Annotated in this window: 21 protein-coding genes and 1 pseudogene; 12 read left to right on the plus strand and 10 right to left on the minus strand. The window is 59.7% G+C overall.

Going from position 1 to position 25,292, the window contains the following annotated elements:
• Positions 1–140 precede the first annotated feature (140 nt).
• From FQ755_RS28265 to FQ755_RS28280, 4 genes are read left to right on the plus strand one after another with little or no spacing between them, the layout of a single operon-like run.
• On the plus strand, positions 141–1,760 hold the full coding sequence (locus tag FQ755_RS28265; RefSeq protein ID WP_144158596.1) for a hypothetical protein: 1,620 nt from the start codon (positions 141–143) through the stop codon (positions 1,758–1,760).
• Entirely contained in the window at positions 1,757–2,719 is a 963-nt protein-coding gene (locus FQ755_RS28270) for a glycosyltransferase family 2 protein (RefSeq protein ID WP_144158599.1), read from the plus strand. The genes FQ755_RS28265 and FQ755_RS28270 overlap by 4 nt, the downstream gene beginning before the upstream one ends.
• Before the next feature lie 26 nt (positions 2,720–2,745).
• Positions 2,746–3,180: a GtrA family protein gene (locus FQ755_RS28275; protein WP_222105793.1), complete on the plus strand. Its 435-nt coding sequence runs from the start codon at positions 2,746–2,748 to the stop codon at positions 3,178–3,180.
• Positions 3,177–4,073 carry a class I SAM-dependent methyltransferase gene (locus tag FQ755_RS28280; RefSeq protein ID WP_222105794.1) on the plus strand — a complete coding sequence of 299 codons (897 nt, stop codon included), beginning with the start codon at positions 3,177–3,179 and terminating at the stop codon, positions 4,071–4,073. The genes FQ755_RS28275 and FQ755_RS28280 overlap by 4 nt, the downstream gene beginning before the upstream one ends.
• Positions 4,074–4,461: 388 nt before the next feature.
• On the opposite strand, the pseudogene tnpC reads toward FQ755_RS28280, so the two are convergent.
• From tnpC to tnpA, 3 genes and pseudogenes are all read right to left on the minus strand, one after another.
• Positions 4,462–6,038: pseudogene (gene tnpC / locus FQ755_RS28285) on the minus strand (IS66 family transposase).
• 63 nt (positions 6,039–6,101) lie between these two features.
• Positions 6,102–6,440, minus strand: a complete 339-nt coding sequence (tnpB, locus tag FQ755_RS28290; protein WP_222105795.1) for an IS66 family insertion sequence element accessory protein TnpB — start codon at positions 6,438–6,440, stop codon at positions 6,102–6,104.
• Positions 6,437–6,847 (minus strand): IS66-like element accessory protein TnpA, encoded by a 411-nt coding sequence (tnpA, locus tag FQ755_RS28295; protein ID WP_313957485.1) that lies wholly within the window; start codon positions 6,845–6,847, stop codon positions 6,437–6,439. The genes tnpB and tnpA overlap by 4 nt, the downstream gene beginning before the upstream one ends.
• A gap of 31 nt (positions 6,848–6,878) precedes the next feature.
• On the opposite strand from tnpA, the gene FQ755_RS28300 reads away from it, so the two are divergent.
• Complete coding sequence (locus tag FQ755_RS28300; protein WP_144158605.1) at positions 6,879–7,751, plus strand: SGNH/GDSL hydrolase family protein; 873 nt, start codon at positions 6,879–6,881, stop codon at positions 7,749–7,751.
• 61 nt (positions 7,752–7,812) lie between these two features.
• On the opposite strand, the gene FQ755_RS28305 is transcribed toward FQ755_RS28300, so the two are convergent.
• Both FQ755_RS28305 and FQ755_RS28310 read right to left on the minus strand, forming a co-directional pair.
• Positions 7,813–9,348 carry a hypothetical protein gene (locus FQ755_RS28305; RefSeq protein ID WP_144158608.1) on the minus strand — a complete coding sequence of 512 codons (1,536 nt, stop codon included), beginning with the start codon at positions 9,346–9,348 and terminating at the stop codon, positions 7,813–7,815.
• A 753-nt stretch (positions 9,349–10,101) separates the two neighbouring features.
• Positions 10,102–11,208: an MraY family glycosyltransferase gene (locus FQ755_RS28310; RefSeq protein WP_144158611.1), complete on the minus strand. Its 1,107-nt coding sequence runs from the start codon at positions 11,206–11,208 to the stop codon at positions 10,102–10,104.
• A 200-nt stretch (positions 11,209–11,408) separates the two neighbouring features.
• On the opposite strand from FQ755_RS28310, the gene FQ755_RS28315 reads away from it, so the two are divergent.
• The 6 genes from FQ755_RS28315 (at position 11,409) to FQ755_RS28340 (ending at position 17,811) form a co-directional block, all read left to right on the plus strand.
• Complete coding sequence (locus FQ755_RS28315; protein WP_144158614.1) at positions 11,409–11,795, plus strand: hypothetical protein; 387 nt, start codon at positions 11,409–11,411, stop codon at positions 11,793–11,795.
• A gap of 253 nt (positions 11,796–12,048) precedes the next feature.
• On the plus strand, positions 12,049–13,701 hold the full coding sequence (locus tag FQ755_RS28320; RefSeq protein WP_144158617.1) for a methyl-accepting chemotaxis protein: 1,653 nt from the start codon (positions 12,049–12,051) through the stop codon (positions 13,699–13,701).
• A 189-nt stretch (positions 13,702–13,890) separates the two neighbouring features.
• The gene (locus tag FQ755_RS28325) at positions 13,891–14,196 is read left to right on the plus strand and encodes a hypothetical protein (protein WP_144158620.1); all 306 of its coding nucleotides are present in this window, start codon (positions 13,891–13,893) and stop codon (positions 14,194–14,196) included.
• A gap of 204 nt (positions 14,197–14,400) precedes the next feature.
• Positions 14,401–15,162 (plus strand): glycosyltransferase family 2 protein, encoded by a 762-nt coding sequence (locus FQ755_RS28330; RefSeq protein ID WP_144158623.1) that lies wholly within the window; start codon positions 14,401–14,403, stop codon positions 15,160–15,162.
• A gap of 176 nt (positions 15,163–15,338) precedes the next feature.
• The gene (locus FQ755_RS28335) at positions 15,339–16,346 is read left to right on the plus strand and encodes a zinc-binding alcohol dehydrogenase family protein (RefSeq protein WP_144158626.1); all 1,008 of its coding nucleotides are present in this window, start codon (positions 15,339–15,341) and stop codon (positions 16,344–16,346) included.
• Between the two features lie 121 nt (positions 16,347–16,467).
• Positions 16,468–17,811: an alpha/beta hydrolase gene (locus tag FQ755_RS28340; protein WP_144158629.1), complete on the plus strand. Its 1,344-nt coding sequence runs from the start codon at positions 16,468–16,470 to the stop codon at positions 17,809–17,811.
• A gap of 34 nt (positions 17,812–17,845) precedes the next feature.
• On the opposite strand, the gene FQ755_RS28345 is transcribed toward FQ755_RS28340, so the two are convergent.
• From FQ755_RS28345 to FQ755_RS28365, 5 genes are all read right to left on the minus strand, one after another.
• On the minus strand, positions 17,846–18,754 hold the full coding sequence (locus FQ755_RS28345) for a LysR family transcriptional regulator (protein WP_144158632.1): 909 nt from the start codon (positions 18,752–18,754) through the stop codon (positions 17,846–17,848).
• A 232-nt stretch (positions 18,755–18,986) separates the two neighbouring features.
• Positions 18,987–20,015, minus strand: a complete 1,029-nt coding sequence (gene galE, locus FQ755_RS28350) for a UDP-glucose 4-epimerase GalE (RefSeq protein WP_144158635.1) — start codon at positions 20,013–20,015, stop codon at positions 18,987–18,989.
• 12 nt (positions 20,016–20,027) lie between these two features.
• A complete protein-coding gene (locus FQ755_RS28355) occupies positions 20,028–21,191 on the minus strand; it encodes a glycosyltransferase family 4 protein (protein WP_144158638.1) in 1,164 nt (387 codons plus the stop codon).
• A gap of 75 nt (positions 21,192–21,266) precedes the next feature.
• Entirely contained in the window at positions 21,267–22,088 is an 822-nt protein-coding gene (locus tag FQ755_RS28360) for a glycosyltransferase (protein WP_144159184.1), read from the minus strand.
• A gap of 80 nt (positions 22,089–22,168) precedes the next feature.
• A complete protein-coding gene (locus tag FQ755_RS28365) occupies positions 22,169–23,443 on the minus strand; it encodes an oligosaccharide flippase family protein (protein WP_144159181.1) in 1,275 nt (424 codons plus the stop codon).
• Between the two features lie 255 nt (positions 23,444–23,698).
• Between FQ755_RS28365 and FQ755_RS28370 the strand changes: the two genes are divergently transcribed.
• Positions 23,699–25,093, plus strand: coding sequence for a phosphomannomutase/phosphoglucomutase (locus FQ755_RS28370; RefSeq protein ID WP_144158641.1), 1,395 nt, complete (start codon positions 23,699–23,701; stop codon positions 25,091–25,093).
• The last annotated feature ends 199 nt before the right edge of the window (positions 25,094–25,292 follow it).

Consider the following 25,292-nt stretch of genomic DNA (forward strand, 5'->3'; position numbering starts at 1 on the left):
GTGCTGATGGGGGTGTTGCTTCGCCGACCAAAATGCAAAATCCCCGGAGCAGGCGGCTTCGGCTTGCGCGACACTATGCCGAAGATCATCGGGTCTGTGCTGAGGCCATCCGCCCCATTGCTTCGACCTGCGCTGGTAACATGCCCGGCTGGTTCCGCCAGAAGGAGCGGTATTTTGGGCAGACGAAAATGAAACCGATAGCAAAAGCACTGTCTTGGAGCGAAATCGAAAGCAGCCACCGACTGATGACGCTCATCGTTCTCGTGTTGGGTCTGTTCAGCTTTTTCTGGGGAGAAAGGATAACCGCTGGAGATGGTTTAGGCTGGGATGGTAGCCAATATGCCGATATGGTCCGCAAGCTCGAGGCAATTATAGGCACAAGACAACTCGGTAGCTACTATGCACAGCGAATCCTGCCGTCGGCCATCGTGCACGGTATGCTAAGTCTGGCCGGTGCGGCTTACAGCAATCTGGACATTATTCGCGCCTTCGAGATATACAACCTGACGCTTCTTGTAGTCGCTTGCGGCGTGTGGAAGCGCATCGCGAACGTGGTGTCGCTTAGTCTTGCGGGGCGCTGGGTTGGATTCAGCGGTGTTTTTCTCAACTATGAGTGTTCCAAGCAGGCATTCTTCTATCCTGTTCTCACGGATGTCACTGCGCTTTTCACCGCTATGATGCTGTTGATGTCTTACTTGGAGAGGAGATCTATTGGAGTGTTTGTCACTACCGTTGTTGGTGCTTTCGCGTGGCCCGTGGTGAGTGTTTGCGGCGCGTTGCTGCTGATTTTTCTTCAGTCAGGATTCCCGCAGGAAGTCGTATTGCCGGCATGGATGCGCGCGAAGCGATTGAACGTGCTCGCGCGCATAGTAAAATTTGGCGGAGGCGCGGTGCTAGCACTATCGATTCTTGGATATCTAGCGCTCATACAGAATGCCGCGTCAACCGAACACGAATGCAAAATTCCTAAGATATTGGCGGCGGTGATGGTCCCGAGTGTGGTTCCATGCACACTGGAACGATTGCTTACCGGCTTGCCATCCCTTACGGCTCTGGTGTTCGCATTGGCACTCTTAATCGGATCGCGGGCGTTCTTCCCCGCGATCATCCTCAACCTCCGCAAGGCACCCCTGCATTTGATCGTGATGGCGATTGCTGCAATTGTTGTGCCGTCAGTAGTTGTTAAGGCGATCTCTAACCCTTTCATTTCCAACCCTAGTAACGTGCAATATTTGATTGAATTTATATTGCTACCTCCCAGTGGCAAAGTTTTGTTGCCCTTCGTTACGCTGTCGGCGTTTTGGGGACCTCTCGTATTGCTCCTTTGCCTCTTTTGGAAGGAGTGCTGCGTTGAGGCAAGACGACTGGGGCCCGGTGTCGTCGCCGTTCTTGGCGCGTCAATACCATTGGGCATCGCATGCGAACCACGCTTTATTACGGTTGCGTGGCCTTTCTTCGTTTTGGTGCTTGTGCTTGCTCTCGAACGCTCGAAAGCAACAACGGCGCTCAAATGCGCGCTGGCCGTGTTGACCATCGTCTTCGGCCAGTTCTGGCTGCAGATTAATATCATGCAATGGCTGCCGCCAGACTACGGGGGTATTCTGACATTTCCGAAGCAGCTCTATTTCATGCACTATGGGCTGTGGATGAGCTGGATGTCTTATCTTTTACAGTTACCAGTCGTGGTCCTCAGTGCTATATGGCTTCGTCGAACCCTTAGCAAATTCAATGCCGCACACGAAGAATCGCCACGCACATGACACACGTACACATTTCCGTAGTTGTCCCAGTCTATAAGGCCGAAAACAGTCTCGATGAGCTTTATCGACGGCTAAAAATCGCTCTGGAGCCAGTTTCGACAGATTTCGAGGTCATTTTGGTTGAAGACTGCGGCGGTGACGGCTCTTGGGCGGTCATCGAGCGACTGGCGAATGCGGATCCGCGAGTACGAGGCATTCAGTTCAGTCGCAACTTCGGGCAGCACTATGGAATCACGGCCGGTCTCGACTACTGCCGGGGCGATTGGGTCGTCATCATGGACTGCGATTTGCAGGATCGACCGGAAGAAATACCCCGTCTGTACGCGCGAGCGCAAGAAGGATTTGATGTCGTACGCGCGGGGCGTGGAGTGCGCAGCGACTCGTGGTTGAAGCGGGCGACCTCTTGGTTGTTCTATAAATTATTTAGCTATCTGGCAGATATCGAATACGATGGCGACAGTGGAAATTTCTGCATCCTGTCGCGCAAGGTGGTCCGGAACTTCCAAGGCATGCGGGAACAACTTCGCTTTTTTGGCGGACTGGTGCAGTGGATGGGTTTTAAAGCCTCGACTGTCAATGTGTCGCACGACGAACGTTTTGAAGGAAAATCGACCTACACCTTCAGAAAGCTGTGGAATCTCGCCACGGAGACAATTGTCGCCTACTCCGACAAGCCCCTACGACTCGCCGTACGGTTGGGTTTTTTGATGGCGTCCATCTCGTTTTGTTATGGAACATACACATTGATACATTCAATTTTATATCGATCGCCAATTGCCGGATGGAGCAGCCTCATCATCTCTTTATATTTTATTGGCGGAATTATTATCTCGATCCTTGGAATCACGGGCATCTATCTCGGAAAGACCTTTGACGAAGCGAAGAAGCGGCCGTTATATATCGTGGACCGGCTAACTTTTGATGAAGATGAAAAGCGGAAAAATTATCTCGTTCACTGACCGAAAGTATTTGCGAAAGGAATTTTGTGGAACGTCTTTCCTTGCCTCATCGCGTAGTGCGCCTACCGATCCAGCAGTTGGTAAGATACTGCGTAATAGGTGTGGGCTGCAACCTGGCGATCTATCTTCTTTATCTGCTCGTCACTTACCTTGGCACCACACCACGAAAAGCAATGACGATGTCATACCTGACCGGTGCCTGTGTAGGATTCGTGGCAAATCGAAAATGGACGTTTTCCTATCGTGGCTCACTGGCTACGACGATAGGCCGATATGCGATTGCACATTTAATGGGGTATCTAATTAATTTTTCCATGCTGAGTTTTTTCACCAGCTGCCTAGGCTTGCCGCATCAGTTTGTCCAGGCCGCCGCAATCGCCGTAGTGGCTGGATTTTTGTTCTTAACGTTTAAGTATTTTGTATTTCCCGCAGATAAGAGTGACACGAGAGGCTTGACGTGAAGAAATGCCTCGCTTGCGGTGCGATCTATCCATCGCTAAATGAAAATTGCCCAACTTGTTCGGCGACGCTTGAAATCCACGATGGCTTTCCGTCTCATGCGCCTGCGTCGAGCGAGGTGGCCGATGGGTTCAAGCCCTCATATTTTGCTGAACTGGCCCCTCTGGAAGCCAGGAACTTTTGGTTCCGTGTTCGTAATCGCCTGATCGTCTGGGCGCTCGGGAAATACTGCGGTGGGTTCCAGTCCCTGTTGGAGATCGGTTGCGGCACGGGGTATGTCCTGTCTGGTATCGCGAATGCTTACCCCGGTGCGCGGCTTTATGGAAGCGAAATTTTTCCAGCCGGGCTGAAATTTGCCGCAGCCAGACAGCCATCGATTGGGTTCATGCAAATGGACGCCAGGGCAATTCCGTATTTTGAAGAATTTGAAGTTATCGGCGCGTTTGACGTGCTCGAACACATCGAAGAGGACACCAAGGTGTTGGCGGAAATGCACCAGGCATTGAAGCCCAATGGTCTACTGTTGCTGACAGTGCCGCAACACCCGTGGCTGTGGAGTTCTGTCGACGACTATGCCTGCCATGTGCAACGATACGAGGCTCGACCACTTCATATGAAGGTCGAAGCCGCCGGCTTCGATATCTTGCGCAGCACCTCCTTTGTATCGAGTTTACTGCCGCTGATGTTTGTATCCCGGCTGCTGAAGAGATCTCCGAGCAACGCCACTGATCGCGTGGACGCGGTGGCAGAACTCAACATCTCCCCTTGGCTTAATTCCCTGTTCGAGAAGATATTGGGCGTCGATCTCGCGTTGATTCGCAATGGCATTGACTTGCCCCTCGGGGGCTCACGACTCATCGTCGCGAAGAAGACGATACAGAAGCCTTTGGGATAGGCAGAACTGATTATTCGACTATCGGCGTAGTACCGAAACTTGGAAGGCGGCAGCGTATCAGTTAATGTGTTAGTTGGCTGCGCCACGACTGAGTCAGGGGCCGTTCGTCTAGCCGCGATAACGAGCGAAAACGGAAGCTAGGTGTGCGGAGTCGCGCGCTTACGTAAAACCCGCGTCGCGCAGTAGGTTGCGCCGCTCGCCGGGCGTGATATCACTTGTGCAACCCCCCTTGGTCACAGCTGATTGCCTATGTCCGAGAGAGCTAACTGAAGGTTCAGAGAAGACACTGGAGGTCGACGAGTAGACGAAACCGGAGTTGCATTCCCGGCGGCCCTGTATTCAACAACATACCTACGAGATATGTAAGCGGCTGCCTTGACGAGGTACGCTAATCGACGGTCACGGTTGGTTGCCAGCGATGCGGCAGCAATGCAGAGATGTCGCTGGCCTTGTGGGTCGGCAATCGCGTGAGGATGTCCTTCAGGTAGGCGTGCGGGTCGTGGCCGTTAAGCTGTGCCGACCTTATGAGGCTCATGATGGCGGCAGCGCGCTGGCCTGCTCGTAGCGAGCCGGCGAACAACCAGTTGGCCCTGCCGATGGCCCATGGACGTATCTGGTTTTCGACCCAATTGTTGTCTATGGGCACGTGCCCGTCGTCGAGATAGCGCGTGAGCGCTTCCCAACGTTTGAGGCTGTAGTCCAGCGCTTTTGCAATCGCTGAACCTTCCGAAACCAGCTTGCGTTGCGCCGTCATCCATTCGTGCAGTGCATCGCACACCGGTTTGGCCCGGCTCTGGCGGAGCCTGCGGCGCTCCCCGGCATCCAGCACTGCAGCGTCGCGCTCGATTTCGTAAAGCGCAGCGAAGAACGGCATGGCCTGTCCAGCGACGTGGCTGCTGTGATTGGCATGCAGGTCGAAGAACTTGCGCCTCGCGTGCGCCGCACATCCGATTTCGGTGATGCCTTGCTGGAAGCCAGCCTTGTACCCACCATAGTCGTCACACACCAGCTTGCCCTGCCAGTTGGCCAGAAACGTGCGAGCATGCTCGCCTGCGCGGCTGTCTGCGAAGTCGTAAACCACCGCGCGCAGATCACTGAAGTGCGTCGGCGCGTATGCCCACAGATACGCCCGGTGTGTCTTCCCCTTGCCGGGACTGAGCATCTGCACCGGCGTCTCATCCGCATGCAGCACACCCTGCTGCAAGAGTTCCTGATGGAGGGCATCGACCAGTGGCTGCAACTGTGCGCCGCACGCGCCGACCCAGGCACCCAGTGTCGAGCGCGGTATCGCCAGACCCGCCCGCGCAAAGATCTGTTCCTGACGATACAGGGGAAGGTGGTCAGCGTACTTGGCAACCAGCACCGAGGCCAGTAGTCCCGTGGTCGGGATACCCTTGTCGATGACGTGTGCGGGCACCGACGCCTGAACCAGCGTTTCGCACTTCTTGCAGACCCACTTGCCACGGATATGCCGCTCTACCGTGAACACGCCCGGCGTGTAGTCCAGCTTCTCGCTGATGTCCTCACCGATGCGCACGCGCTCGCAGCCACACTGACACACGGTGCTGTCCGGCTCGTGGTGGATCTCCGTGCGCGGCAGTTGCGCCGGCAGCGATGCGCGCTTCGGTTGCCGGGGTGACGGGTCGGCTGCTGCTTGTGAAGCTGCTCGAGCTCCAGTTCGATGGCGGCCAGATCGGCGTCGACGGCTTCGTCCAGCAGGTTCATCTGCTCGCTGCTGAGCTGTTCGCTGCGCCGGCCAAACTGCTGGCGCCTGAGGATGGCGATCTCGTGGCTCAACTGCTCGATACGGGTCTGGCGGTAATGCAGCTCGCGTTCGTTCTCCTTGACCTCCCGCGCCTTCTCTTCGATTTCCCGGTCTCTCTCCTGCACCTGGGCAATCAGCTGCGCGGCGAGCGTGCGCAACTGTTCCGGGCTGAGGGCGTTGAGGTCGGCGGGCAGGTTCATGCAAACCAGTCTGCCAGAACCCCTGGCACCATGGAAGCGCAACTGTTTACGTCCCTGTTGGCCTTATACGACGCGGATCACACCGTTCGGGCCGATGCGCTGCCACGGCAAACCGATTACCAGACGCGCGAGCTGCTCCTGCGTGAGTGCGTGTTGCTTCGGTTCGCTGCCGGCGTGAGGCCAGACGAACTGTCCCTCGTGCAGCCGTCGCGCTGCCAGCCAGATACCGATTCCGTCGTGAACCAGCACCTTCAGGCGGTTGGCTCGCCGGTTGGAGAACAGGTAGGCATGGTAGGGATGCGCGGCGCCGAACACCTTGACCACCCGCGCCAAAGCCGTGTCGAAAACGGCACGCATGTCCAGCGGGTCGACTGCCAGCCATACTTCATCAATGCGGATCACGCGAGCCACTCTCGCAGCCAGGCGGCGCATTGCGCTGCCTCTGATGTCGGCCAGCTAACCGTGATCGACTGACCTCCACGGCGAACCTCAATGCGGATCTTGGACGAGTGCGTATCCGGTGTTCCCAATGGTACTGGCACAAAGGCTGGCAGCGACGGTGGCGTGGCAGGTGGGCGGCCCAACGGCCTCCTGGGAAGTCGACCTTCTGCCTGATCGATCCAGCGCCGAAGCAGATTCGCATTGAGCCTGTGTTCCAGTGCAACTGCCGCAACCGATACGCCGATTCCCTGGCAGGCCGCTACCACCTCGGCCTTGAACTCCTCGCTATAGCGTTGCCGCCGACGACGCTCTGGGAGTGATTCCGATTCTATAGTGTTCACGTGTCCGCTTATTCGTGTAGTGGACACGATACTCCCAAGCGCCGCAGCCAGATTCAAGATGGGTTTGCTGGCCGCTTACCGAGATATCTCTACTCCGGCCTATCGATGGCGGAGATGTTCGCGCCGGCTGGCGCGCAACAGGGTCGCCATGCAATCCAAGCGTACGAGTGCCCGAGCGCTGCATTCCGAGGTCATCAGGTATGATTTCAGCCTTCAAACGAACATTGAGGCCCGCATGTCACGATCGGTACTGGGTTCATTTCTTGGCATCGTATTTTTGATGTCCGCTGGATGCGAAGTCGCTTCGGCCGCCCAGCACCGAAGCTATGTCATCGATTATTACGGGGACAGTACGGTTCTCGTTCCGGTAGACAAACCGGATCACACCGCGCCTGCCATTCTGCAAAGCGAGCTAACGCAACGCTGTAGATTTCCGGTGACCGTGAATAATAGGGCAGTCACGACAACTCGTGCGATTGATGCTCTGAATGGCACGAATGGCTATCCTTCGACCTTTGCGGCTGCAATGACAATGTCGAAGGCGAACATGGTCATTGCCAACTACGGCATCAATGATGCACGTCTCAAGACATCGGAGGCGGACTACCGGGGTGCCATGCAATCCATCGCTCAGTTGGTTCGGACGCACGGAAAGATGATGGTCTTCGAGACGCCCAATCCGGTGGTTGATGGCGCTCAAACGGTAATTTGGGACGGCGAGAACCAGTGGATTGGCATGCTCGACGTAACCCTAGTCGAGCTGGCTAAAAGCATGAAGTTACCGATCGTTAACCAATATGAATACTTCATGTCTCGAGGCAATATTGCGCCACTGCTTTTTGATGGTGCGCACCCGACAAACGCTACGGTGCGAGTGAAGGCGCTTCGCGTCGCGGATGTCGTACAGCCGTACGTGTGTCCGAGCCATTAGGCTGATTTACTGCGGGGACGTCGCGACTCGTTGGGAGATCGCGTGGCTAAGGCGCCGTTGCTCATGGATGTGATTCGCAATTCGCCTTTGGATTGCGATAGAGCGTACCCAGTGGTGTTTGAGCGATGGGTACCAGGGATGCACCAGGATTGGCGTCAAGGAGTGCTTCGGCAACACTCGGCCCAAGCAACCAGTAACGAGAACGCATGGGCATCGGATCGCTATTGGAGACAAAAAAGGTGATCCCTACACCGGCGGGCACTTCAATCAGTTCAGAGCGGAAGCTGTACACACTTATGTTCAGAGTATTGCACCAAGGATTAGTTTGCGCTGGATCGTACGCCAGATGATGGCGCAGACTAGCTTTAAATGCGGCCAGATCGGCCTGATTTCTAACCATCTTGGAGTCAATTCGTTCCTGGAAGGTCGTCAATACGCCAGGCAGGAATAGCAGGCTGGTAATAGCGATCAGAACCAGTGAGACGTAACGTTTGAAGTAGAGCAGTACCAGCATACTGAGTAGTAGCTGGGCGCTCAATAGTTGGAAGTCGTACCAGAAACCCGCGTGGAAGAAGACGATACAGGCTGCCAGAATGCCGCCTAGATTGAGGACATGGAAGATTCCTTCCTGACGGGTGATCCACTGGAAGCGCTTGCTGCACACCAATGCAGTTACCCCCAAGCCTAGGACAAATAGAAGTTGCAGGGTGAACGCGATTTCCGCTGGTGTCTTCAATGGGCTGAAAAAGCCTTCCAGATTTTCGACGATTCGATTCAGATAAGCATGCAACGGATGTCCGATTGCCAAAATGCCTTGTCCTCCTAACAGATAGGGTGCGCGCACTTGGTCAAATAAGGTCATCGACCCTAGCCCCACCACTCCCGTCACCATTACGGAAAGCAGGAACATTTTGCGGGTGGGCGCGAGCATGAGCAGTAAGCAGGGCAGGAGGACGATTACCCAGGAGGGCCGCAAGAACGAAATAAAGGCGATGAAGATCAGCACCCCCGCCTTCAGTGCAAGCGATGCGCGCTCCCCCCGTCGCCAGAGTGGGACACACAATGCCGCCAGTATCACCGCCAAGGCATAGTGCAGCGTTTCTAGCATGCTCAGAGGGTAGTACAACAGTCCGGGCCAGAAGGTCAGAAGGATCAGCGCTAGCACTGCCAATTGGCGGAGGTTCAGGCGTGCTACCCAGCAGAAACTAGCTAGCGCTAGCGTCAGCGCCGTCAGATTAAATATTGGAAAGCTATATGGCCCCCACCCGAACAGGCTACCCGCCATAGCATAGATAAGATAGGGCGAAGGACCCCAAGCATAAAAATGGAAGGTTTTCAGCGGCGCTGGTTGCTCCCACATTGTGTAGTAGCCGCCTTTCAGACCTGCCCGGATAGCGGTGGCAACTTGGTGCCAGTGCATGATTTCATCACTCCAGCTTGGCAGGACGTCTTGCCACTGTCCCCGGCTGGCGATCAATGTGGAGATGATCGTCATCACCACCGGGATCAGGCTGACACTGACGATGGTGACTAGGCGTAGATAGAGTGGCGAAGATGCTGAACGATCCGTCTCAAGGTAAGGGCTGGCGTGATGCAAGAACGGGTTCCTAATATGGTTGTTGTGCTGTCGGCTGAATATACTTGAAACTAGAATGTAAAAGCCATATGCAAAAGCATTGCGCTTGTTCCGAAGGATGCCAGAGAGATTCAATATATTCGTGACCTCGTCTTGATCATAGACGCTGGGCAAGTTGGCAACTATTGCGCGCAGCGAATCCTTCCATAGCTAGGTGCGCAGGGTGTGCTGCGCTTGGTTCAAGCCACCGACAGCAATATGAACGTCATTCGCTGCTTTGCGTTGTATAGCCTCGCGCCTTTTGTTGCCGCATGCGGCGTCTGGAAGTGCATTGCGGACAAGACATTGCTCAGTTTTGCCTGTCTTGCCGAACGCTAGATCGGATTCAGCCGCATTTTCCTCAACTTCGACCGCTTCAGGCAGGCGTTCTTTTACCTAGTCTCACCGACGTCCCAGCTCTCTCCTCCCACCCATGCTGTCGCTTGATTTTGGAAAGGAAATCCATCGGTCTGTTCGTCATCGAAGTCGTAGGCGCTTTCGCATGGTCCGTGGTAAGTGGCTGTGGCGCCTTCCCGCTGATTTTTCTTCAGTCCGAGTTTCCGAGGCAAGTCGTCGCGCCAACATCGATGCCGAGCGCAACGCGACGGGCCACACTTGCACCACTGGTCAAATTTTGTGGCGGAGCGGTCCTAGTATTCTCGTATCTCGGGAACCTGCCCTCCAGCGTTTCATTTCCGTCGGGTAAGCGAAGCTGATTACTAGTCCAACGGGGCCTTATTTGCGTTGGGGGCTCCTCCTCACAACCAGCCACCGCGGTGACTTAAAGCGCACGATACTGACGTACAGCCAGACGTAGGTCGCAGCGAACACCATCACGAAGCAGAACAGATGCAGTGTGTGCCGCCAGAACAATGTAGCAGGGACCACTGCGACGAGGCACAGGAGCCACAGATACGGAGAGGTCAGCGAATTGCGCCGCGTCAGCTCGCGCGCCGTACGTGTACCCACGGCCCAACGTGTAAGACGCTTATAGACCAGCATATGCAGATGAACGCCGTCCGGAATCCCTGGTGACGTCCCGCGAATAAACTTCTTCCGGTAGATCGAGAAACACGTTTCGAAGATCGGGTACATGAAGAGCAGCACTGGATACCACGCCGACACTTCGCGGTTGCGCATCACCAGCATGATCGACACTTCCGCCAGCATGAAGCCAATGAAATACGCGCCGCCATCGCCGAGAAAAATCAGACCTGCCGGGAAATTGAAGATGAAGAAGCCCATTACTGCGCCCATCATGATGAACGACGCGGACAGCACGACCGGGTCCGACACCTCGAACGCCACATACGCGAGAGACGCGAACATCATGAGCGCGACCATCGACGCAAGTCCGTTGAAGCCATCGATGATGTTGACGGCGTTCGCCAGCGCCGCGACGGCCAGCACCGTGACCGTGCAGGAAATGACCGTATAGGACAGCAGAAAATCGAGCGGCGGAACGCTAATGCGTGTGACGGCGATACTCAGCAGGAAATACGCGAGGGCGGCGGCCGCCATAGTGCAAATGAGCCGCGCGAGCGGGGGGACCCGCTTGGTCAGATCTTCGATCAGCCCCGAGCCGAAGGCCGGCATGCCGCAAGCCACAAGGCCCAGAATCCCCTCCGACACGGCCGGATAGGCGTGATGCAACTGCAAGGCTGACGCCACCAGTCCGATCAGGACGCCGGCTCCGCCAATGCGCGGCACCGGGAATACGTGAAATTTCTGTACACCGGTCAGATCGGTATCGGTGGAGAATTTTTCGTGCAGATGCGCATAGCGCACTATCAACAACGTGACCAGCAGTGAGACGAGAAAGCCGAGCGCGAGACTAAGCATGAACGTGGGCCTGAGCGAAGACGCCGAATTATACAAACGAAACGCACGGCGCCGAAAAGCTGCCCTCGGCGGATCAAAGCGTCAATCACTGGCCAACCCGCTTCTGCTCCGCTGATGCCCCGAGCTAGGCATGGCACCGCCACTGAAAAAAACTGACCATTCTGTCATACTTCTTGAACCCCGATTCACTGAATGTCCTCATGCTTGGCAACCTCACCGCTGTTTTTATTCTGTTTTCTATTGCGCGCAGCGCCATAGCCGATGGCTATTCGCATCCCGTCGTGATGCAGGGAGAGACGCAAATGGCCGACACGGCGGAACTGCACTTCGATCCCGCTCCCAAGTACACCGGTACGCTGGTTGTTCTGGGCGATCACACGAAAACGCCCAAGCAAAGCTATCCTTTTGTCTATAGTTTGCCGACGCCGCAGCATGGTGCGACTGATGCTGCGGTCAACCTGGATTTTAGCGGCAAGCAAACGCTGACTATCTTATGCGACCCGCTCTCCGATAACTGTCGGTCGACCGGTTACGTTACGCAGGGCAATACTACCTTCTCCATGTCCTGGAAGGTCACGCAACGATAGCCGTCAGGAAGCCGCGCTGCCGCAAGCGTTGCTTGAGTAATCTTTCACGACGGCGTATGCGCCGCGCATGCGCTCTTCCGGCGCTAATTAACACTCCCAAATAGTGATCCCGTAACCCTGGTCAAACCCTTGCCCGTCATGGATTCCCCCTATCTAGTGCGGGATCCGAACGACCGTTAACCCAGAGGCAGCGAGGTGAGGAGAGGGAATTTTTGGTCATGCGCCGCGCGACCAAGACGTTACGGAGAAAACAATGTTAAATAACATCACCATTCGGGGTGGCCTGACGTTAGTCATCGGCGTGTTCGTCGCGTTTTTGCTGACCGTGATCGGGGTCGGATACGGGGCGCTCAAGTTGGCGAGCAACGGCCTTCACGACGTGCAGCGCAATTCGGCCGCGCTGACGCATCTGAACGCGAGTTCCGCCAAGCTGCTGCAGGTGCGGCTGGCGCTGGGCAGCTACGAGACCCTGTTCAGCGTCGGCAAGCAGACCGACGACCTTCTACCCGCGGCGCACAAGGTGCTGCTTGAATCGAACACGGATTTCCAGACCTACATGGCTGGACCATTCGGCAGCGACGACGAGCAGCGGCTCGCGCATGCCGTGCAGACGGCTCGCTCGGCTCTGGTCGATCAGGCCATCGAGCCGGAGTTCAAGGCGCTCGCCGATAACGACTTCAATACCTTCCGCAACATCCAGGGCGAGACCGCCAATAGCTACTACGCGAGTTATGCGAAAGCGATCGATTCGCTCGAGCGACTGGAAACCGACAACCAGCGTGCCCAGGCCGAAACGGCGACGTCGCGCTTCCAGATGGCCACGCTGCTGTTCGCGGCGATCGGCGTGATCGCGATTGTGATTGGCGTGCTGGCGCGCGTCGGGTTGTCGGCGGCGGTGATCCGGCCGGTCAACCAGACCATTCGCCATTTCCAGCGTATCGCGGCGGGGGATCTGACGATCGCGGTCAAGGTGCGCTCGCGCAACGAGATGGGCCAGTTGCTCGGCGCGTTGACGCAGATGCGCGACGGCCTCGTCGAAACGGTATCGAAGGTGCGCGGCAGCACCGGCGCGATCACGCAGGGCGCCAACGAGATCGCCGCGGGCAATGCCGATCTGTCGCGACGCACGGAACAGCAGGCGGCGGCGCTAGAAGAAACCGCGGCCAGCATGGAAGAGCTGTCGGCGACGGTGAAGCAGAACGCCGACAACGCCCAGCAGGCCAATCGGCTCGCTCACGGCGCGTTGGAGACGGTGACGCGCGGCGGCACCGTGGTGGGCCGGGTCACCGAGACGATGGAGGGCATTACCGCTTCGTCTCGCAAGGTGGCTGAGATCATCGGCATGATCGAAGGGATTGCCTTCCAGACCAACATCCTTGCGCTGAATGCGGCCGTCGAAGCCGCGCGCGCGGGCGAGCAGGGGCGCGGCTTCGCGGTGGTGGCCTCGGAGGTGCGCAGCCTCGCGCAGCGCTCCGGCACGGCCGCCAAGGAAATCAAGGAACTGATCGGCGAGTCGGCGGCCAAGGTGGAGCAGGGCGCGTCGCTGGTGGCCGAAGCGGGCAAGACGATGCACGAGGCGATGCAGTCGGTCGAGCGCGTGACCGGCATCATGGGTGAGATCGAGGCGGCGGCGCTGGAGCAGAGCGAGGGCATCGCGCAGGTCAACAAGGCAATTACGCAGATCGACGAGGTCACCCAGCACAACGCGGCCTTGGTGGAAGAGGCGGCTGCCGCGGCGCAGTCGCTGGAAGAGCAGGCGGCTGTTTTGCGGGACGCGGTGTCGGTGTTCCGGCTCGAGCCGGGCGAAGCGTCTGCGGAGGACGGCGAGGACGCGCCATTTGCTGCCCGTGGGCGCGGGAAAGCGTCAGCGCAACTGGGCGGCGCGGTTGCACCGTTGGCGGCCTAGCTCCCGCTGGCGAGGTTTGACTTCTGGCGCAACCCGGGCGGCCCGACGGCCCCGTTGCGTCAGAATTTTGCTGTAACACACCACCAGGCTGAATCCGCCGATACAATCGCCGTTGCCGTAACCCCGCCGTTACCGACGACGCCTATGCCTAGCTTTTTGTCTCATCGCCGCTTGCCCGGGCCCGTGTTCATGCTGCTTCACGCCTCGCTTTGGCGTGCCGCGACGAGAAAAAGCGCGTGCCTCGCGGGAATCGGCGTACTGTCTGCGTGCACGACCGTGTCGAATGTCGACTCACGCCAGGACGGCCACCTGACCCTTATGAGCCGGGCGCGCTGGAGCCTGACGTCGTGGACCCACGTCAGGTCCGTGGGGACGAAGCACGCGGCGGCGTACTGCAAAGCCCACAACAAACAGGTGCACGTGGTCGCCTTGCATACCACCAGCGTCCAGGGCGTGACAAATGAGGCGATCGAGGTGGTGTTCGATTGTTACTGAGCCGCCTTGAGATGTGTCATTGGGCCATTAAATCCGTCTGGCTTTCAACTCAAGGTTTCATCCAGAATGCCGACAATATTTACAGTGCGCCATTATCTTCGGGAGATGCGGAAATCTTCCCGAAATAATGGCCCGGCAGATGAAATTTCTTGGCGGCATGCAATGGTGCGGCTTCATCGATATTGATTTTAAGTTGATAAAAAATTGACACCTCTTTCGGTATATGTTCTCACTTACAACAGCGAGCAGCATTTAGACAAGGTTTTAGCGGCCGCCAAACGCATCGCGGACGACCTGCTGGTTGTCGATAGCGGCAGCAAAGACGCAACGCTGGAAATTGCCGCCAGACATGGCGCCAGAATTGCGCACCGGAATTTCGATAATTTTCGCGCACAACGGCTATTTGCCAACAGCATGTGCCTGCATCAGATGGTGATGTTCTTCGATAGCGACGAGATCGCTAGCGATGCACTCATCGATGAAGTCGTGGCCCTGAAAATGGCTGGGTTTTCACACGACGCCTACCGGGTTCGCCGTGACTGGGTGGTGAGGGGCACGGTTGTCCATGCGGTCATGCCGGTGGGCTGTCCTGATTATCCCATTCGTATCGGCGATCGGCACAAGACCGACTTTACGGCGCATAGCGTCCACGAAACGCCTATCGGCTATGACAATATTGGGCGGATCGAATCCGCCATGTCCCATCATACGTTTGAGACTAATTCCGAGGTGATGCGCAAACTGGATCTGTACACCGATCTGGCCGCAAATGACCTGCTCGATAGAAAAAAGCGGTTTGCCGTGCTTTGGTTCAAGCAATGGTTCAGTCCGATTGGGGCATTCGGGAAATGGTATATCCGCCGTGGAAATTGGCGCGATGGCCGGGTTGGATTGACATTGGCGCTGTACGCCTTCACGTACACACATCGCAAATATCGCAAGGCGCTTTTACAGAGCAATATCTGAGCGGCGTCACGGCCGGGCGCGCGAAGTCCCCTTGCAAGCTCGCGAGCACGCGCTGGCGGGACGGTATATATTCTTCGCCTTGAGCAGCAGGCCCCAAGCCGCGCCGCAGGCGCGTCACACAAGGCTGCCCGGGCCGCGCACCGCGGCTTCCCCCGAACATCACGCCAGTCATTCCAATGAAAGCCATTGTCTACGACCAACCCGGACTACCGACCGACGATCCGCGCTCCCTTTACGAAACCGAATTGCCGAAGCCCGAACCGGGGCCGCACGATCTGCTCGTCAAGATTAGCGCCATTGCCGTGAACCCCGTCGACGCCAAGGTCCGCGCGGGGCTGCTCGGCGATACGCCGCTTCTGCTCGGCTGGGATGCGGTCGGGACGGTGGAGGCGGTCGGCGCGGCTGTCACGCTCTTCAAGGTCGGCGATGGCGTGTTTTACGCCGGTTCGGTGAAGCGCCCCGGTGCCTACGCGGAATATGCCCTCGTCGACGAGCGCATCGCCGGCCATCGACCCACCACGCTCGACGACGCGCACGCCGCGGCGTTGCCGCTCACGTCGGTCACGGCGTGGGAGCTGCTGTTCGACCGCCTCGGTGTGACCGAGGGCGGGGGCGATGGCGACGCGCTTCTGGTCATCGGCGCGGCCGGCGGGGTCGGCTCGATTCTGGTCCAACTCGCGCGGCAACTGACGAAGCTGCGCGTGATCGGCACGGCCTCGCGGCCGCAGACGCAGGAATGGGTCCGCAAGCTGGGCGCGCATGACGTCATCGATCACACGCGTCCGCTGACCGAGGAGTTGCGTCGCATCGGCGTGACGCAGGTTCGCTACGTCGCGAGCCTCACGCATACCGAAGAGCATTATCCGCAGATCGTCGAGGCGCTCGCGCCGCAGGGCAAGCTGGGCGTCATCGACGATCCGAAAACGCTCGATGCCGTGCCGCTCAAGCTCAAAGCGATTTCGTTGCACTGGGAACTCATGTTCACGCGCTCGTTGTTCGAGACGCCGGACATGATCCGCCAGCACGAGATTCTGGAACGCGTCGCCGCGCTGATCGACGCCGGCACGCTACGGACGACGCTCGGCGAGCACTTCGGCACGATCAACGCCGAAAATCTGCGGCGGGCGCACGCGCTGATCGAAAGCGATCGCACCTGCGGCAAGATCGTGCTTGAAGGGTTTTGAGGCGGTCGCGTTGCTTCGGGTTCGGGACTGAGCCGGACTAAAGGTGACTAGGCGGGACCAGGCGCCGCGCGGGCAAGCAGTCGGACCCGGCCGGCATGCGCAGTGAGGGAGGGAATCATCGATGACCAAAGCCCATGCTGTTCTCGTGATGGCGCTGCTCGCAACCGCTGCTGCCGTGCCGGCCAGCGCCGCCGAATCCGCCGATGCCGCTTGCGTGCCGCCCAATGCCTCGGTTCCGGCGGGCGCCAACACCACCGATCCGCAAGCGCCGTTTTTTATCGATACCTCCGGGCTGGATCTGAAAACGGCTCCGCCCACCCGCGACCCGCACAATCCGAACTATCCGCAGGCGACCGAGCTGCCCGACGGCCAGTTGCCATCGATTGACAGCGACGGCAACTACATCATCGGTGCGACGCATCAGGCGTCACCGGAGACGGTTCCCCAAGCCGGCGTGCCTCACGGCACGGTCCACACCTTCATCATGGATTCGGCCGATAGCGTGATCTACCGGCCGGGCATGATTCGGGACGATCTGCCCGGCTGCAGGAATTCGGCGGTGAACACGGCTTCGACCGCTCCCGGCGACAAATCCGATCTTCTGGTCCCGGCAAGCCACCCCGGAAGCTGGCGCCGTGAAGTCGACGTCTATGTGCCCGCCGATTACGTCCCCGGCACGGCCGCGCCGTTCATCGTATATGGCGATGGCGGCCCGCACGGCTTCTTCAAGGCGCAGAAGCTGTTCAACGTGCTGGATGACCTCATCCACGCGCACAAGCTGCCGCCGATGATCGCCATTGGCATAGGCGCCGGCGGGCAGGATGCGCAGGGCGCCGAACGGGGCCGCGAATATGACGCCGTGTCCGGTACTTACGCCCAGTGGGTCGAGCAGGAAGTGTTGCCGCGTGTCGAACAGAATGCGCACGTGCAGTTGACGAAGGACCCGGACGGCCGCGCGACCATGGGCATCAGTTCCAGCGCCGCCGCGGCCTTCACCATGGCCTGGTTCCGTCCCGACCTCTATCACCGCGTGCTGGGCTATTCGCCGACGATGGTGAACCAGCAATGGCCGCATGACACAGCGCTGCCTGGCGGCGCCTGGCAGTATCACAGTGCGTGGCCGGGGCCGGTCAAGCAGAACCTCACCGTATCGGGAATTGCCGTGACGCCGGCGAGCGGTTCCAACGGCGCGCCGCTGATTCCGAATGCACCGCGCAAGCCGATCCGCTATTGGTTCGAGGCGGGGGACCACGATCTCTTTTATCCGGTCGCGCCGCTTGCCGATGGCATGCACGACTGGACCGCGGCCAACGAGAACATGGCACGCGTTCTTGCCGCCAAGGGCTATCACTATCAATACGTGTTCGCGCGCAATGCCGGTCACGTTGACCAGAGCACCGTCGAACAAACCTTGCCCGAGGCGCTCGAATGGTTGTGGAAGGATTATCCGGCGCCGGTGCATTAAAACGCGGGCCTTATCCGGGCAGTCCATCACCCGATTACATGAAATCGATCTCCGCCATGCCCGCCTCAAAATAACGGCTCGCCAGGTCGGCGCCGTGGGTCAGCGGTCGGCCTGTAGCCTCGCATAAATGCAGTCGCAGCGGTTTCAGATGCGCGTCCTGCAGTTGACGGAAGTCCATATCGCCTGAAGCGACATCGGACGCGACGTCGAGCCAGCCCAGCACCGCGACGCCCATACCCCGCCGCACCAGCGAGCGCATCATCTGCGTGTTGTTGCAGGTCATGAAACGACGCATGTCGACCTGGTGCTGCTGGAACAGCGAGCCCACGCATTCGCTGATCATGAGCGGCGGCGCGGGAAGAATCGGCTTGTGGTCCAGCGTGTGGCAGACGCGCAGATCCGCGTTGCCGTGCAGCGGATGTCCGGGTGCGAACGCGACGCCCAGCGGCGCATTCACCGAGGCGCGAATTTCCAGGCCTTGCGTCGATTCGGGCGTCAGTAGCAGGCCGAGATCCACGTCGCCGGCGACGATCCTGCGCGCCACCTCATCGTTATCGAAAACCTGCACGCGGACCGTCAGACCGGGGTGATCGTTCGCCAGCCTGGCGATGACTTCGGCGACGAAGCCTTCAGTGAGCGCCTCGATGATCGCCACTTCGATGTGCCCACGCCCCAGACCCTGAAGCTCATCGATCTGCGTGAGCGCGTGACGATAGTCGCGCTGCCAGCGCGCCAGCAGGTTGTCGAAGACCTCTCCGGCCGCCGTCAGGCGCAAGCCCTGAGGCGCGCGATCGAACAACTGCGCGCCGATTTCTTGTTCCGCCTGCAGGATCTGCTGGTCGATGGCGGATGCGGACACCTGCAAGGCTTCGGCAGCTTTCGGAATGCTGCCGTGCTCGACGACAGTCGCGAAGTAATTCGTGAAACGGGAGAACGTAATCATGGACACGTCGAATTATGCGAGGAAGGCCGGCCGGCGTCCTCAAAAGGGGTATCGCTATATCCGTAGGAATATAGCGGAAAATGAAATATTGCGCTTTTCGCAAGGCGGTTTTGTGATCTGAGGGCGTGGGTTACGCCCTTCCGGGAGAGGGTGCCGGGGCGGCCATCGTCGATGCGGCCGGGCGGCGGCGCCATAAAAAAAGACCCCGCTTCAGCGAGGTCCATGGTTCATGTCAGGCGGCTGCAAACCCCCGCGGATTCCTCTCCTGCCACCGCCAGTGGTCCACACACATCCGCTCGATGCCGAACTGTGCCTTCCATCCCAGCAGCTTCGCAGCGGCCGCCGGGTCGGCATAGCAGGACGCCACGTCGCCTGGCCGGCGCGCCACGATCTCATACGGCACCGGCCGGCCCGAGGCCTTTTCGAACGAGCGCACGACATCGAGCACGCTGTAGCCCTGGCCGGTCCCGAGGTTCACCACGAAGCTCGCATCGTGTCTGACCAGCGCATCGAGTGCCGCCAGGTGGCCGCGCGCCAGATCCACCACGTGGATGTAGTCGCGCACGCCCGTACCGTCCGGCGTGTCGTAGTCGCTACCGAACACGCGCAGCTTCTCGAGCTTGCCCACCGCCACCTGCGCGACATACGGCATCAGGTTGTTCGGAATTCCAGCCGGATCTTCGCCAATCAGCCCGCTTTCATGCGCGCCCACCGGGTTGAAATAGCGCAGCGTCGCAATGCGCCAGCCTGGGTCCGACACTTCCAGGTCGCGCAGCACCTGCTCGGCGATCAGCTTCGACTGACCATACGGGTTGGTCGCCGAAAGCGGAAACGATTCGTCGATGGGCGAACTCTTCGGCACGCCATACACGGTCGCCGACGAGCTGAACACAAACTGCTTCACATTGCGCTCACGCATCACGCCAAGCAGCGTGAGCAGGCTGCCGACGTTGTTGCTGTAGTACTCGATCGGCTTCGCCACCGATTCGCCCACCGCCTTCAGCGCGGCAAAGTGGATCGCGCCCGTGACCGGATGCGCGTCGAAAATACGCTGCAGCGCGGCTTCGTCGCGCGCGTCGGCTTCGTAGAACGTCACGGATTTGCCGGTGATCTGTTCGACGCGCTTCAACGATTCGCGATTGCTGTTCACGAGATTGTCGATGACGACGACGTCGTAGCCGTCGTTCAGCAATTCGACGCACGTATGCGTGCCGATGAAACCCGCGCCGCCCGTCACCAGAATCGTGCCTTTCGTGGCCATGCTGTTGCTCCGTTAAAGTGAAACGCCCGTCAAGTTACGAATCAGGTCTTTATATTTATTTATCACGACACGCTCGTCGAATTCGGCGGCGACTTTCTGCCGGCCGCGTTCGCCCATGGCGCGGCGTGCGTCGCCGCTCATGTCGAGCATCTGTGCGAGCCGCTGCGCGAGGCTCCCGGCATTACGGACTTCGCACAACAAACCATTGACGCCATCGGCGACCACTTCCCGGCAGCCCGGCACGTCGGTGGCGACAATCGGGCGGCCCATCGCCGAGGCTTCCATCAACGTGCGCGGCACGCCCTCGCGGTACGAGGGTAATACGACACAATCCGCCGCGGCGATAAGCGGGCGCACGTCGTGCGCCTCGCCCTGATATTCGATCACGCCTTCCCGCTCCCACGCGGCTACTTCTTCGCGGCTGATCGCGCTGGGATTATCCACGCCCACCGGCCCGAGCAGACGAAAGCGCGCGTGCGGATAGCGCGCGCGCAAACGCCGCGCCGCCTCCACGTATTCGCCCACGCCCTTGTCCCACAGCAGCCGGCCAATCAGCACGAAGTCGAAATGCGGCTTATCCGGCAGCGGCGTGAAGGCGAACTGCTGCAGATCCACGCCTTCGCCGTGCAGCAGACGGGCGCGCTCCGGATGCACCAGCAGATTCTGGTCGAGGAACGCGGCCTGATCGTCGCGGTTCAGAAACCAGACTTCGCGCGGGAAGCGAAATGCAAAACGGTAGAGCTTCTTCGCCACCTGCGCCGCGCGGCTCTGCTGGATGAAGACATAACCGAGCCCCGTGGTGACCGCCACCGAAGCGACGCCTGCCAGCTTAGCCGCAATCGAGCCGTAAATGTTCGGCTTGATCGTGTAGTGAAACACGAGGTGCGGCCGGATCGCCCGGTACTGCCGGTACAGCGCCCACAGCGTGCGCAGATCGTCGCGCGGATTGGTGCCTTTGGACGCCATCGGCAGTTCGATGCAGCGGCAGCCCATCGTGGTCAGCAGATCGAAGGTGCGGTCGCGCGGCGCGAGTACCGTCACCGCGACGCCGCGCGCCACCAGTTCGCGGATCAGCCCTTGCCGGTACGTGTAGATTGCCCACGCCGTGTTGCAGACGAGTGTAATGCGCAGCGAAACGTCGGAGGCATTGGGGGCGTGCGAAGCGTTGGGATTCATCTTGATGGCGGTTCAGGTTGGGGTGCCGGTGCGTGCCGATGCGTGACGATGCCTGGAGAGACGGCCAGACCTGCCTCACTGGCCGGCGCGCGGCGCGAGCAGGCGGCGTTTGACGGCGCGCAAGGCGCGATAAGGCATGACGAAGTGCAGCAGATTCTTGGCGAGACCGAGCCAGTCGTACAGGTTGCCCGCGTTGAAGTAGCGCAATTGCAGCCGCAGCGTGGACGTGATTTGCCGGTGCCGTTTGGTCGCGCTGATGCCGCCTTCGTTCAGTTCATAGTACAGACCCAGTTCCGGCAGGTTCGCGCAATCATGGCGTTCCATCAGGCGCAGGAACAGATCGAGGTCTTCGGCCGAGCGGTAATCCGCGCGGTAGTTGCCCACCTCGCGCACGGCCTCGATGCGCAGCATCATGGACGGGTGCGCGAGGCAATTACGATAAAAGCGCATGCGCCGGATCGCCGCCGGCGCGGCAGGCGGCGTCAGCATGAAAAGCGGCTCGCCTGCGAGCGACACCACCTGGGTCCACATGCCGAGCCCGGCCACGCGCGGATTCGCTTGCAGATACGCGCGTTGCTTCGCGAGCCGGTGCGGCACCGTCAGGTCGCCCGTGTCGATCCGCGCGGCATAGCGAAAGCCGCGTGCGGCGAGCGCGTCGATGCCGGTCTGCAGCGCCTTTTCGATGCCGCCGTTTTGCGCCATGCGCAGGACTTCGACGGTCAGGTTCGGCAGGGCGGGCGCGACGATCGGCGGCGTGCTGCCGTCGTCGACGATCAGCACGTTGACCGGCGCCTCTTCGCTAAACGATGCGAGCGTGCGTTCGAGCTCGGCCTGGCCGTTGTAGGCGGGGATCAGCACGGCGACGTCGCCGAGTGTATCGTCCGAGGCGCGCAGCATCGGGCCTGGCAGACCATCTGTCAGACCATGCGGCGCGCCGGACGAAGCCGGTAAGGTTGGCGCGGAGGCGGATGAGTTCGTCATGAGCGCAGCTTGTGGCGAATGTAATAAAGATTGACCGAGGCAGCGGCCAGATAACCTGCCGCCAGTCCGACCAGCGCGCCGTAGGCGCCGAGGCGTGGAATCGCCAGCAGATTGACGGCGAAGGCAATGGCGAGCGCCAGCAGCCATTTCGACAGCAACACGAACTTCGCCTGGTATTTCAGCACGACCAGATTGCCGATTGCCTCGATGCCGGCCGGCACGGAAAGCCACACCGCCCAGCGGAAAATTTCGATGGCCCCTTCGTAGGCCGGTCCGAACACACGGCGGATGATGAGCCCCGCCAGCAGATCGAGCACCACCGCGCCGCCGATCATGACCGCCGCGGTCATGGCCGTCAGACGCCACATGTTACGGCGCAGTTGCGCGGCTTCCTGTACGCGGTAAACAAAGGCGGGCGCGATGGTTTGCGCAAGCATCAGTGCGAGCGTGATCCAGTTCTCGTTGAGTTGCTGCGCGGCCGAGTAGCGGCCGAGATCGGCAAACGAAATGGCCCGCTCCAGCATCAGCCGGTCGAGTTTCAGAAACAGGTACATGCAGATCAGGCCGAGCCAGAACACCGTGCCGGCGGTCGCGAAGTGCCTGAAAAGCGAGCGGTCCAGATGCCAGCCGAGCTTGCCGCCATGGCGCCGGATGTAATAGCCAAGCAGCACGGCGCCGATCGCGGCCGACTCGAGCGCCCACAGCCAGCCGAAGCGCGCGGGCGTGCTCGCGGCCCGCACCAGCAGATAGACCAGCGCGGCCTTTACGACCGCGGTGCTCATGCTGGTGAGCAACTGCGGCTTGCTGTAGGTCATGCTTTGCAGCCACGAATTGATCACGCCCACGAACGGTTCGCGAAACAGCATGGTGACGGCGAGCCCGGCGAGCATGGCGCCGACCAGCGGATCGGTGAGCCCGGCGGCAATGCCGACCCATGTGAGCAGCAAGGCGCCGGCCGACACCGACACGCGCAAGGCGAAGGCGCTGCCAAGCACCGTGCCGAGCTGTTCAGCGGGCCGGTGGACGATGGTAGGCACGAGAATCTCGGCGCCGCATACCCAGGTAATGGGAGAGAGCACCAGCAGCAGGGTATTGGCGTACTGCCATTTGCCGAAGATGTCCGGGCCGAAATAGCGTGCCAGCATGCCGCTAATGACGATCGCCACGGCGATCTGCGTGAGCCGTTCGAGCCCGAGCCAGACGATGTTCGCAAATGCGCGCGTGACGTCGGGATTGGCGAAACGGTCGGAAAAGCGCTTGAGCGTCAGCATCCAGCGCCTGCCCGCTTGGCCCGATTCGGCGCGGCTGTCGGTGCGCTTGCCCACCTGGCCGTCTGGAGCGGCAACTTTACGGATGGAGGGCGTCTAAGCATTAGAATAGTCGTCAGTAAGGCGTGTCTGAAAAGCGCAATTATAAGTTGGAACCGGAGTGCTTCCGGCAAGGGCGCAGAGCGATGACCACCCATGACGCGGAATACCCCCAGAAGGTGCCGCTCAACTTTTCCAATGCACGCAAGTGAGCCAACCATGATCTCCAAATCAATTTTCAAGGCGTATGACATTCGTGGCGTCATCGGCAAGACACTGGACGCTGATACCGCCCGTCTGATCGGCCGGGCGTTCGGCAGTGAAGTGCGTGCACAAGGCGGCGATGCCGTCGTGGTGGCCCGTGACGGCCGCCTGTCGGGTCCTGAGCTGATCGCGGCCTTGTCCGATGGCCTGCGCTCGGCGGGCGTCGACGTGGTCAACGTCGGCATGGTGCCGACGCCGGTGGGCTACTTCGCCGCGAGCGTGCCGCTGCAACTGGCCAGCGGCGAGCGTCGCGTCGACTCGTGCATCGTCGTGACGGGCAGCCACAATCCGCCGGACTACAACGGCTTCAAGATGGTGCTGCGCGGCGCCGCCATCTACGGTGAGCAGATCCTCGCGCTGCATCAGCGCATCGTCGACGACAACTTCGCGAGCGGCAGCGGCAGCTATACCGACTACGACATCTCCGAGGCCTACCTCGAGCGCATCGTCAGCGACATCAAGCTCGCGCGGCCGCTGAAGATCGTCGTGGATACCGGCAATGGCGTGGCCGGCGGCCTCGTGCCGAAGCTGTTCAAAAAGCTCGGTTGCGAACTGGTCGAACTGTTCACCGAGATCGACGGTAACTTCCCCAATCACCATCCGGACCCGGCCCACCCGGAAAACCTCCAGGACGTCATCAAGGCGCTGAAGGAAACCGACGCCGAAATCGGCTTCGCGTTCGACGGCGACGGCGACCGCCTGGGTGTGGTCACCAAGGACGGCCAGATCATCTATCCGGACCGGCAACTGATGCTGTTTGCCGAAGAAGTGCTGTCGCGCAACAAGGGCGCGCAGATCATCTACGACGTGAAGTGCACGCGCAATCTGGCGAAGTGGGTGAAGGACAAGGGCGGCGAGCCGCTGATGTGGAAGACCGGCCACTCGCTGGTGAAGGCCAAGCTGCGCGAAACCGGTGCGCCGCTGGCGGGCGAAATGAGCGGCCACGTGTTTTTCAAGGACCGCTGGTACGGCTTCGACGACGGCCTGTACACAGGCGCGCGTCTGCTGGAAATCCTCGCCCGCGTGGCCGATCCGAGCGCGCTGCTCAATTCGCTGCCTAACTCGCATTCCACGCCCGAACTGCAACTGAAGCTCGAAGAAGGCGAGAACTTCGAACTGATCGGCCGTCTGCAGAAGAGCGCGCAGTTCACCGGCGCGGATGACGTCGTGAAGATCGACGGTTTGCGCGTCGAGTACCCGGACGGCTTTGGTCTGGCGCGTTCGTCGAACACGACGCCGGTAGTCGTCATGCGTTTCGAAGCGGATAACGACGCCGCGCTCTCGCGCATTCAGGAAGACTTCCGCCGCGTAATTCTGGCCGAGAAGCCGGACGCGAAACTGCCGTTCTGAGGCGTGTCTTTGTGAGCGGGCGTGCTGCACGGTAGGTCCGCTTCGCAAGCCAGACTGATTGATTGCTTGATGGAAAAAACGCCGGCGCGATGCCGGCGTTTTTTATGGCGACGCCCCCGCGCAAACCGCATCTCGGCACGCAAACAAATAATTACAAAATGCTTTCCGTAACAATTCGAAACGATTTACCCGTCGCGCA

Source organism: Paraburkholderia sp. BCC1885, from assembly GCF_900996235.1.
GTDB lineage: Bacteria > Pseudomonadota > Gammaproteobacteria > Burkholderiales > Burkholderiaceae > Paraburkholderia.